Genomic DNA, 10,372 nt, shown 5'->3' on the forward strand with positions numbered 1-10,372 from the left:
GTCGCCGTACCCGCCGGTCGGCGCCTCGCCGGAGGCCCAGGACGCCACGTCCGCCAGCCGCTCGATCCACCCGTAGAAGATATGCGTGCCGTCCACGTCCAGGCCGCCGCCGCCGCCGCCGTCCCACACGCCGTTGGTGCCGCGCGGGACATCGGTGAAGCTGGCGGAACCGGGGTCATACCACGTCTTGCCCGCGGCAATGCACAGGAAGGTCGCCATCTGCCCGCGGGTGCAGGTGTTGGCGGGGCGGTAGGTGCCGTCGCCGTAGCCTCCGGTCGGCGCGGTGCCGCCCCACGACGCGGCGTCGGCCAAGCGCTCGATGTAACCGTAGAAGATGTGGGTGCCGTCCACGTCCAGGCCGCCGCCGCCGCCGCCGTCCCACACGCCGTTGGTGCCGCGCGGGACGTCGGTGAAGCTGGCCGAGCCGGGGTCATACCACGTCTTGCCGAACGCATTGCACAGGAACACCGCCATCTGCCCGCGCGTGGTGTTGTTGGCCGGCGAGTACAGCGGCGGCGCGCTCGAGGTGCCGCTGGTTACCGACTGCGCGTAGATCGCCTCGACGCCGGGCCACATCGCGTGGCCGCGCGGCACATCATCGAACGAGCACATCGCCAGCTTGTGCATGTAGATGTCGCTGTTGCCGTTGCGGATGTCAAGCCACGCAATGCGGTCGCCCCAGATCGCCGGATAGCCCTGGTACGCTGAGTTCGTGCAAATCGCCGACTCGCTCGCCGCCGCCAGGTCGCATATGTAGATATCGCCGTTGCCGTTGCGCCAGTCTTCGTACACGATGCGGTCGCCCCAGATTCCGGGATAGCGCTGCATGGCGCCGTCGGTGCAGATCGCACTCTCGGTGGCCGTCGCCAGGTCGTACATGTAGATGTCCCAGTTGCCGTTGCGGTTGTCCTCCCACACGATCCGGTCGCCGAAGATGGCGGGGTTGTCCTGGTCGCCGGTCGCGGTGCAGATCGCCGTCTCCACGCCGGTGAAGAGGTCCTTCATGTAGATGTCGGAGCCGGTGCTGCCGCCGTTGCCGGACTCCGCCCACACGATGTGGTGGCCGTAGATCGCCGGCAACTGCTGGCTGTCCGCCGTGACGCAGATCGCGCGCTCATTGGCGACCGCCGCGGCGGGACCGGCGAGCATACCTAGGAGTGCAACAGCGATGAGGGAACAGACGAGAGAAGCGAATCGGCGGTTCATAGCCCTGCCTCCTTGTGCCGTGCGTAACCTTGCCGGCACGGTTGTTCGGCGCGCTGCGTTGCGCCGCTCCGGCGAGGAGGGCTCGCTACGATGGGACTATGGGTGCGTCCGCCTGCTTTAGCCCCGAGGCACTTCCACAGTCGGGCGCCCCACCCCAGCGGGCGCTCCAAGCCAGAATCCTTAGTCAAACCAACCCCATGCTTGCTTGCACATGCGATAGGGCCATTCCTTCATTAGGACTGAAGAGTTCCGTCCTTTTTTCGTCGTACTTAATTCGCTGCCCCCCCCGCCTGGTGGCGCGCCACCGGAAAGCGCTGCTCAGCCCAAGCCGCATTGGCAGCGCCCGTCGCCCCGCCACCCAACCGGCGACGGGAGGGCGCTCGGGCCCTCCCGTCGCGAAGCCGGCTATGGATGCAGGCGGTCAGCTTGCCTGCCCGAGATTCCTACCTGATCGGCGGCTCGAAGTCGCAGCCGCGCTGGATGAAGGTCGCCATCTGGCCGCGGGTGCATTGGTCGGCAGGGCGGAACGTGCCGTCTCCGTAGCCGCCGGTCGGCGCGCCGTAGGCCCCCCATGAGGCGGCGTCAGCCAGTCGCTCGATCCAGCCGTAGAAGATGTGCGTGCCGTCAACATCCAGGCCGCCACTTCCGCCGCCGTCCCACACGCCGTTGGTCCCGCGCGGGACATCGGTGAAGCTGGCGGCTCCTGGGTCGTACCACAGCTTTCCCGCCGCCCGGGAGAGGAAGGTCGCCGTCTGCCCGCGCGTGCAGTTGTTGGTCGGCCTAAACGTGCCGTCCCCGTAGCCGCCGGTCGGCGCGGTGCCGCCCCATGACGCCGCGTCCGCCAGTCGCTCGACCCAGCCGTAGAAGATGTGGGTGCCGTCGGCGTCGAGTCCGCCCGTGTACGGCGGGCCGTCATCCTGACCATTGGTGCCGCGCGGGACGTCGGTGAAGCTCGCGGCTCCCGGGTCGTACCAGGTCTTGCCGAAGGCCTTGCACAGGAACACCGCCATCTGACCGCGCGTGGTCGGGTCCGCCGGCGAATACAGCGGCGGCGCGGTGGAGGTGCCGGTGGTGACGCCCATGGCGTAGAGCGTCTCCACTCCCTGCCACATCGGATGGGTGCGCACGACGTCGTCGAACGACACGGTTGCCAGCTTGTGCACGTAGATGTCCGGGCTGCCGTTGCGGTAGTCCGCCCACACGACGCGGTCGCCCCAGATTTCCGGGTAGTAGACCATGCTGGGATCATCACAGATCGCGCTTTCGCGGGCGGCCGAGAGGTCGTACATATAGACGTCGTCGTTGCCGTTGCGAGTGTCCTGCCAGATGATGCGATCGCCGTGGATGGCGGGGCAGAACTGGGCGCCGGCGGCGGTGCACACCGCGGTCTCGGTTGCCGTCGCGAGGTCGTACATATAGATGTCATCGTTGCCGTTGCGCTGGTCGCCCCACACGATGCGGTCGCCCCAGATGTCGGGCCGCGACTGGTAGGCTGAGTTCGTGCACACCGGCGACTCCGTGCTCGTCGCGAGATCGTACATGTAGATGTTCCAGTTGCCGTCGCGCGAGTCGGCCCACACGATGCGATCGCCCCAGATGGCGGCGTTCATCTGCGACGCGGCGTGGGTGATGAGCGCGGTCTCAGTGCTCGCGGCGAGATCGTACATATAGATGTCGTCGTTGCCGCTGCGGGTGTCGCGCCATACGATGCGATGGCCCCAGATGACGGGCTCGAACTGGTCCGCAGCGTCGGTGCAGATAGGCGTTTCCGTGCTCGTCGCCAGGTCGTACATGAAGATGTCGGCGTTGCCGTTGCGCTGGTCATGCCACACGATGCGGTCGCCGTGGATGGCGGGGCGGCCTTGGCTTCCGACCGCGGTGCAGATCGGCGTTTCGGTGCTTGTGAGGAGGTCGTACATATAGATGTCACCGTCGCCGCGAACATCCTCGTACACGACGCGGTGACCCCAGGCGCGAGGCACCCACTCCGGAGTCGCTAGGGTCGTGATCTGCAGTTCACCCCACGACGGGTCGAGGTCGTGCAGGTAGATGTCGTAGTTGCCGTTGCGCATGTCGGCCCACACGATGCGGTCGCCGGCGATCGCGGGGGAGAACTGGCCCCCGTCGGCAGTGCACACCGCGGTCTCCGTCGCAGTTGGGACGTCGTACATGTAGACGTCGCGCGTGCCGCTGCGCACTTCGGCCCACACCACGCGGTCGTTCCACACCGTGGGAGACTCTTGAAAGCCCGCAGCCAGGCAGACCGGGCTCTCGACGCTGGTGACGAGATTATACATGTATATGTCGTCGGCGCCGTTGCGGTCGTCCTGCCATACTATGCGGTCATACGAGATGTCCGGAGCGCCCTGCCCTGCAAGATCCGTGCAGACGGCGGTTTCGGTTGCGGTCGCCAGGTCGTACATGTAGATGTCGCGGTTGCCGTTGCGCGAGTCGGTCCACACCACGCGGTCGCCCCAGATCGCAGGCAAATACTGATCCGCGGCGGCGGTGCAGATCGGGACCTCCAGGCCTGTGGACAAGTCCTTCATGTAGATGTCTTCAAACCCGTTTCGCGAGTCGGCCCACACCACGCGATCGCCGTAGATATCGGGGGCGCGCTGGCGATTGACATCGGTGCAGATCGGGGTCTCGGTCGCCGTCCGCAGGTCGTACATGTAGATGTCCCGCTCGACGCCGCGCCAGTCTTCCCACACGATGCGGTCGCCGTAGATGGCGGGGTCGGCCTGGCTTCCGGGCGCGGTACAGATCGCCGTCTCCAAACCGGTGTGGAGATCCTTCATGTAGATGTCGAAGTTGCCGCTGCGGTCGTCCGACCACACGATCCGGGAGCCGTCAACGTCAGCGGACAACTGATTGGCCGGGGTCGCGCAAACCGCCCGCTCCGCGCCGGCGTGAACCGGCAGCGCAAGCGCGGACATCAGCGCGACGACAATGAGGGATGAGAGGAGAGGAACTGCGCGGCGCGCGCGCCGCTGCGGAATGCGGCGCAGCCGCATCGAGACCCGTCGCATAACTCTGCCTCCTTATGCCACGGTGCGGCACGGAGGCGCGCCGACACGGCGCAACAGACGCTGGAGCAGCTCGTCGCTTGCCCCCACCCACCTGCCCTTTGCGAGCACCCACTCACGCCCTGCGTGGAACCGCTGGACAGTGGCAAGCGCTAGGTTTCGCCGCCGGCTCCGCGGCACCTCTTGCGACATTTCCCCGGCGGCCGACGCCTGTTCGGCCGCGGGCGCGCGCTGCCAGCGCTTGCCAGCCTAGCCCTTGCGCTCGAGCATGTCAACTTCCTCAGCGACCAGCTTGCCGTCGCACAGGGAGCAGCGGATCGTATTGATCTCGAAGCGGCCGAGGGGGAAGGTGCAACTCGCGCCTTCGGTCGGCAGGCCAATGGTGACTTCGCCGTCGCGCCCGTCGGTTTCATAGAGCCGCAGGATGAAGTCGTCGCCGTCCTCGGCTTGCTTGAGGACTGACAGCACGACGTTGCCCGGTTCGGCGGCGAGGAAGCTCTGGGAAGCCGGCCAGTCGCCATCATGCGCCGGCTCGAGGCGTGTGATAAGCGGCACATTGAGCGCCCAGCCCTCGCGGACGGTGCATGCCTCCTGCCACCCGCCCTGGTGCGGCAGCAACGCGCAGCGCACGGTCTGCTTGCCCTGGTCGGTCCAGTCATAGGTCACGCCCTGCTCGATGATGCGCGGGTCGTGGAAGGCATAGACCGGGCTGCGCAGAACGGTCAACCGCATTTCGCTGCCCAGGGCGTCGCCGCCGTACTTGGAGTCGTTGAGCAGTGCGACGCCGTAGCGCTTGCCGCCGCGGTCGCCCGTGACGTCCATCCAGCGTTGGAGCGGTTCTTCGTTGCCCGTGGCGGGCCGGACGAGAGCGCCATAAGGCACCTCGAACGTCGCCTCGGACTCGGTGACGTATACCGGCACCGCCAGCTTGAGCGCCTTGAGCTGCTCGTGCCAGTCAATGTCGAGCGTCCAGTCAATGCGCCGCGCGCCCCGCGACAGACTGAATTCCTGCACCACCGTCGAGGCGCCCCAGGTCGAGGTCATGCGTATGGTGGACCGAATCGGGCCGCGCTCGATGACCTCGACCCGCCCGCCGCAGTGGAAGCGCCCGATCTCATCGCGGAACGCGTCAATCCCGTGGCTCCAGGTATCGCTGGGGTCGTCAATGACGACGAGCGGGCTCGCGCCGCCGGTGACGGCTTCGACATTGTTGGTCTTGTCATAGAGGCTTGCGATGCCGCCGGTGTCGGGGTGCACGGTCAAGCGGTAGTGCTCGTTCTCGATGGTGCAGCCGCCGCCGGTCACTTTGGAATCGGCCGCGGCGTACGGCTTGCGCTCGAAACGGTAGATGCGATAGCCGAGGGCGGGGACCTCGGCGACGAACGTCGCTTCCGCGTACAGACGGGCGCCCTCGAACAGTATCCGCCCGACCTGGATCGGGATTTCCTGTCCCTCGTGGTCGAGCAGACGGAGGGGGAAGCTGCGGCCGCGTTCGCGCGCGACCGGGACTTTCGCCGTGACGACCTCACCGCGCGTCCAGGACAACGGATTGAAGACGACGAGCGCCGGATTCTCGCCGGAGGTGTCGATGCGCGCGCTGACGGCGCGCAGGCTCTTGTCGAGCGCGGCGCCGGCGAGGCGGTCACACTCGTCGTACCACGGATAGACATCCTGCTCGTAGGCTTCCTTGATGCTGGTGCCGGCGAGGACGTCGTGGAACTGGTTGAAGAGCACGCGCTGCCAGCCGCGCGCGAAGTCGTCCTGCGGATACGGCAGGTCGCACAGCCGCCGGGCGACCGCGGCGAACTTCTCGGCCGTCATGAGGAGCATCTCGCTGTGGCGGTTGCGGCGCTTGACCTCGCTGACGGCGGCATAGCAGCCGGGGGCGTGATGCTGAAGCTCGTCGCGGACGACCGGGAAGTCGTCGGTTTCCTTGCGGATCGCCACGAAGAAGGCGTCCGGGGTCGAGCAGACGACGTTCGGCGCGTCGGGGCGGGCGTTGACGCGGTGGATGGCCTCGATATTGGCGATGGTCGGGCCGCCGCCGTGGTTGCCGACGCCGTAGAAGCACATGACGTGGTGGAGCGGCTCCTGGATCTGCTCGTAGGCGCGCGTGATGTTCTCTTCGATATCCTCGCGGCCGGAGGCGTAACCGACCGGCGGGCGGCAGGCGAGGATGCGCGAGCCGTCCGGGCTCTCCCACCAGAACACACCGGCGGGAAGTTCCTTCTCGTGGCGGCCCGGGCGGAAGAAGGAGTAGGAGGTGAAGCCGCACTTGCTGAGTATCTGCGGCAGCGTGCCGCAGTGGCCGAAGGTGTCCACGTTGTAGCCCGCGGTGACCTCGGCGCCGAATGTCTGCTTGAAGTAGCGCTTGGCGTACAGGGCGTGGCGGACGAACGACTCGCCGCACGGGATGTTGCAGTCGGGCTGCTCCCACCAACCGTTGACGATGTGCCAGCGGCCCTCGCGGGCGCGCTTTTCGATCTCGGCGAAGAGCGCCGGGTGGTCCTGCTCCACGGGCAAATGCTGGCCCGCCGAGGAGCGACAGAACAGGAAATCGGGGTATTCGTTCATGCGGTCGAGCGCCGAGCGCGAGGTTGAGACGATCTCGTCGTATCCTTCCTGCCAGCGCCACAGCCAGATCGGGTCAATGTGGGCGTTGCCGATCATGTGGACGGTGTAGTCCTTGGGATTACGTTCTTTGGCGCTGCCCTTTGTGGCGCGGCGCTGTGCTTGCTTGCGAGGCATGGGTTGATGCTCCTTCGATGTCGGCAGGCGCTCTCGCTGCCAGGGCAATCGGAACGAAGACTAGAGATACGGCGGCAAGAGCCAATAGCCTCTTGCGGATCACGCGAGGGCCGGGCACGGCCAAGTCATGCAGCCAACCTCTGCGAAATCGCACTCGCGAGCATCTCACGGGAAGGAGATGAACGGTACGACTCCCGATTCGTGCAGCAAGGCAATGAGCTCGAACAGCGGGACTACGGCCAGGAACGCGAGGCATCTCGCGGCTTCGGCGTAAAGCGGCGACAGGTTCACGGATGCGGGCGGGGTCGAATGGAAGTGCGACAACTTGGGAATGAAGCAGGGCACCGTGCGCGCATACTCGCGGTACGATTCGCCGAAGGTGGCCTCCAGCGCCGCCTCCTCGTGGCGTATCGTGCTCCGATATTGAATCCAGAAATACGCGACGACCACGAAGAGCACGATGGGGTTTTCGGACAGCGCCGCAAGGGCGAGGCCGAGAAGCAGATTGCTCACGTAGAGGGGGTGCCTTACAACACTGTAGGGCCCGGTGCGCTGGAGCGTCTCGTGCTTGTTCCCGCCGATGTAAAGGGTACACCAGAGCCGGCCCAGCACACCTGCAATCGCGAGCATGTAGCCGGCCGAGTCGAGCACGAAGTCCACGTAGGTCTCTTCGGGCCAGGGGTGCTGGACGAAAAAGAGAGCAGGGAGCAAGGCGAGAAAGAGGGCGAGTCCTACTCTGGTGCGATTACGAACGAGAAACGACCTGCGCATCTCGGGCGCAGGCGTTGTCGGCGCTTGAGACATAGAGCAACAACCCTTAGAAACGAGACGGAGCGCCCGAACATACACGGCAGCGCGGAGATGCTGTGCCCCGCTGGGCTCGACATGGGGCGAGAGTAGGCGGACGACCCTTTCAACCATGTTATCATTCCCCCGGGCCGCCGTCAACGAGCAGCGTGTGCGCCGCGCGTTGCATTGGCCACGCAACGGGAATCGGCGGGGCTGGCAGCGGCGCCCTACCGCACACGCTCGATCACTTCTCGATGCCCGCGAGGCGGGTGCCCCCTTGCGCGCCGGTTAGCGCACGACCCACGCGAAGCTTGTGAGCGGAGGTGTCCCGCCGTACGCCGTTCCCTGCGCCTCGAAGCCGAGTTGGGTCAGCCGTTCCGCGACGTTGAGCGGCGGCACGTCCCGGGAGCGACTGCCGTACATGCCGATGATCAGCTTGCCGCCCCGTTTCACCATCCGTTCGAGCAAACGCCGGCAGTATGCGCCGAGGTAATCCTCGGGCACGCAGTCCAGGAGGGAATAGACATAGCGGTACTTGCGCGGCGGCTGCCAATCCCACGCGTTGCCGATGTGGAAGTTCGCGGCGAATTCGGGTAGGCGTTTCTGCGCCATCGCAACAAGGCGGCGGCCGAAGTCGAGGCCGTGTGGCGTCAAGCGGTGGCCTCGCTCCCCCGCCCAGGCGACCAGGCATTGGAGCAGGTAGCCGTTGGCGCACCCGATGTCGAGGAAATCCCCGTCGCGGTCCACCGCTTCGAGGATGGGCTCCCGTTCCGCTCGCCAGCGCTCCGGCCCGCCCGAGAAGCCGGACTGGCGGATGGGATCGGTTTCGGCGCAGTAGGAATCCTCGAGCGCCCGCAAGCGGTCGAGGAAGTCGGCGGGCAGGGATTCGCGGGTCACTGGCGCTGCTCCGTCAAGCGCGCATTGATTCGGCCGGGGATCATTTCGCTGGATCGCCGGGCTCGGCGTGCCGGGCGGGCCGTCTCGGTTGGACTCCGGGCATCGACTTGCGGGGCGAGCGCGAACGCTTCACTGACGGCGCAACCGGTTCAAGGCGCTCGCCGGGCGCGAATATGGCGATGCCGCCGTCGGCGTAGGCGACGACGCACATGTCCTCGCCTTCCCCGTGCGGGCGGCACTCCCCTACGGGGGGCAAGCCGGATGCGTTCCGCTTGCCGGAATCGGAGGGGAAGAAGAGGATGATATGCGGGAGGTTCCTCCGGTCGGGCGGCTTCATCTCGCTTAGTGCGGAGTTCATCGCGTAGCTGTATCGGTGTGCTGTGTCGTAGGGGCAATGAAATATGTCGGGTTTCTCGCGGGGTTCGGGATGGTGACTTATCTCGTCCGCATATGGGCGGAGCTCGTCCATCCACGTTGATGCATTGGGGAACCTGCCGTAGTCGAGCACGTACATTCCCGTGACCAGTGTGAGAGCGTGTAGATTCGAGAGACAGGGGTCGATGCCGGAACCCGACTGGCGGCTTAGGATAGGTATCAGGACCGCCGCCCCGACCAGACAGAGGGAAACCAAGGCCACGAGCCAGCTTGCGCGCACGACCACTGACCTCCTACACGGGGCGCCATCGGTTTGGCCGGGCGATGCGTCCGCACCGGCGTTATGCCCACAGGGGCGGTAGGGGAAACGCGGCGTTCGCGCCGGGCGGGGCGGCTTTCACCGCCGCCCGAATCCCGAGCACAGCGTCCCCCGCAAGTGGCCTCGCGCCAAGCCTACCGCAGGTGCGCAAGAAAAGCGGTCCGCCCCGAGATATCTCGGAGCGGGCCGCTGACTCCTCGCTGGACGCCCATTCAGACGAGACGCCCTGTGATTATCCTGCGGCGGCTCAGGTGATCTCGTTGGGCGCCACGATGAGGCCCATGATCTGGTAGAAGCCCAGCCGCGTATACTTGACGTGACCATCAGCGAACGCAATCGGAATGGCGAACGGAAGGGTCGGGGCGGCGCCACCCAACTCGACCGGTACGATATGGGCGGCCGCGTAGCCCTCGCTGTATCCTTCGTGGACGGAATGCATGCCGAACACGATCGGCTTCCACACGGGGTCGTCGAAGTTGCCGACGGCATTGCCGCAGGCCCAGTACTCGCGGGGATCGTCAGTATCCTCAACCAGGCTCAAGAAGATCGCGGCATCCCAGAATTGTCCGGTGGCGCCGGTGTAGGGTCGAGCCGAAACGCCCGCGCCGTAGGGGTAGTGTACACATCCGTACCCGTAGGTTCCGACCCCGACCCATGGCGCATACTTGTCGCCATCATCGATGAAGTCCCCGACCTTGGTCACACCCACTGCGGGCCCCGAGGTGAGGACGCCTTCCTCGATTATGGTCCAGGGCAAGCGGCGGATCTGGGTGGGGCACTCGAAGATCTCGATACTCTTGACATAGGGCCGCAGGACATCCGCCAACTGCCAGTAGTCCTTGGAGCCGAGGCTCGCCGCCTCTGCGTCGGCGAACGTCGGCTGCGGGGAAACGGGCACGATCGGATGCGATGTCGCCCACTGGCTGCCGCCAGCAGTCGGCAGCACTTCGTCATAGTCCTGCGCGTACATGAGCGCGGCCAGAGCGATCTGCTTGAGGTTGGACAGACA

Annotated in this window: 7 protein-coding genes; all 7 read right to left on the reverse strand. The window is 66.1% G+C overall.

Features of this window, described 5'->3' with window-relative positions:
* Nucleotides 1–1,206 (reverse strand): S-layer homology domain-containing protein (locus JSV65_05560; protein ID UCH35819.1); only part of this gene is annotated, 1,206 nt, incomplete at its 3' end.
* 443 nt (nt 1,207–1,649) lie between these two features.
* Nucleotides 1,650–4,238, reverse strand: coding sequence for an S-layer homology domain-containing protein (locus JSV65_05565; protein ID UCH35820.1), 2,589 nt, complete (start codon nt 4,236–4,238; stop codon nt 1,650–1,652).
* 246 nt (nt 4,239–4,484) lie between these two features.
* Nucleotides 4,485–6,983 carry an alpha-mannosidase gene (locus JSV65_05570; protein UCH35821.1) on the reverse strand — a complete coding sequence of 833 codons (2,499 nt, stop codon included), beginning with the start codon at nt 6,981–6,983 and terminating at the stop codon, nt 4,485–4,487.
* A gap of 165 nt (nt 6,984–7,148) precedes the next feature.
* Nucleotides 7,149–7,787, reverse strand: coding sequence for an isoprenylcysteine carboxylmethyltransferase family protein (locus tag JSV65_05575; protein UCH35822.1), 639 nt, complete (start codon nt 7,785–7,787; stop codon nt 7,149–7,151).
* A gap of 273 nt (nt 7,788–8,060) precedes the next feature.
* Nucleotides 8,061–8,669, reverse strand: a complete 609-nt coding sequence (locus JSV65_05580) for a class I SAM-dependent methyltransferase (protein UCH35823.1) — start codon at nt 8,667–8,669, stop codon at nt 8,061–8,063.
* A 40-nt stretch (nt 8,670–8,709) separates the two neighbouring features.
* Complete coding sequence (locus tag JSV65_05585) at nt 8,710–9,324, reverse strand: hypothetical protein (protein ID UCH35824.1); 615 nt, start codon at nt 9,322–9,324, stop codon at nt 8,710–8,712.
* A gap of 286 nt (nt 9,325–9,610) precedes the next feature.
* Nucleotides 9,611–10,372: hypothetical protein (locus JSV65_05590; protein UCH35825.1), on the reverse strand; the 762-nt coding region annotated here is incomplete at its 5' end.

The organism is Armatimonadota bacterium, assembly GCA_020354555.1.
Lineage (GTDB): Bacteria > Armatimonadota > Hebobacteria.

Bases quoted from the DNA above. Each gene is read 5' to 3' on its own strand.
- JSV65_05565 (UCH35820.1), bottom strand. From the start codon at position 4,238: ATGCGACGGGTCTCGATGCGGCTGCGCCGCATTCCGCAGCGGCGCGCG.
- JSV65_05570 (UCH35821.1), bottom strand. From the start codon at position 6,983: ATGCCTCGCAAGCAAGCACAGCGCCGCGCCACAAAGGGCAGCGCCAAA.
- JSV65_05575 (UCH35822.1), bottom strand. From the start codon at position 7,787: ATGTCTCAAGCGCCGACAACGCCTGCGCCCGAGATGCGCAGGTCGTTT.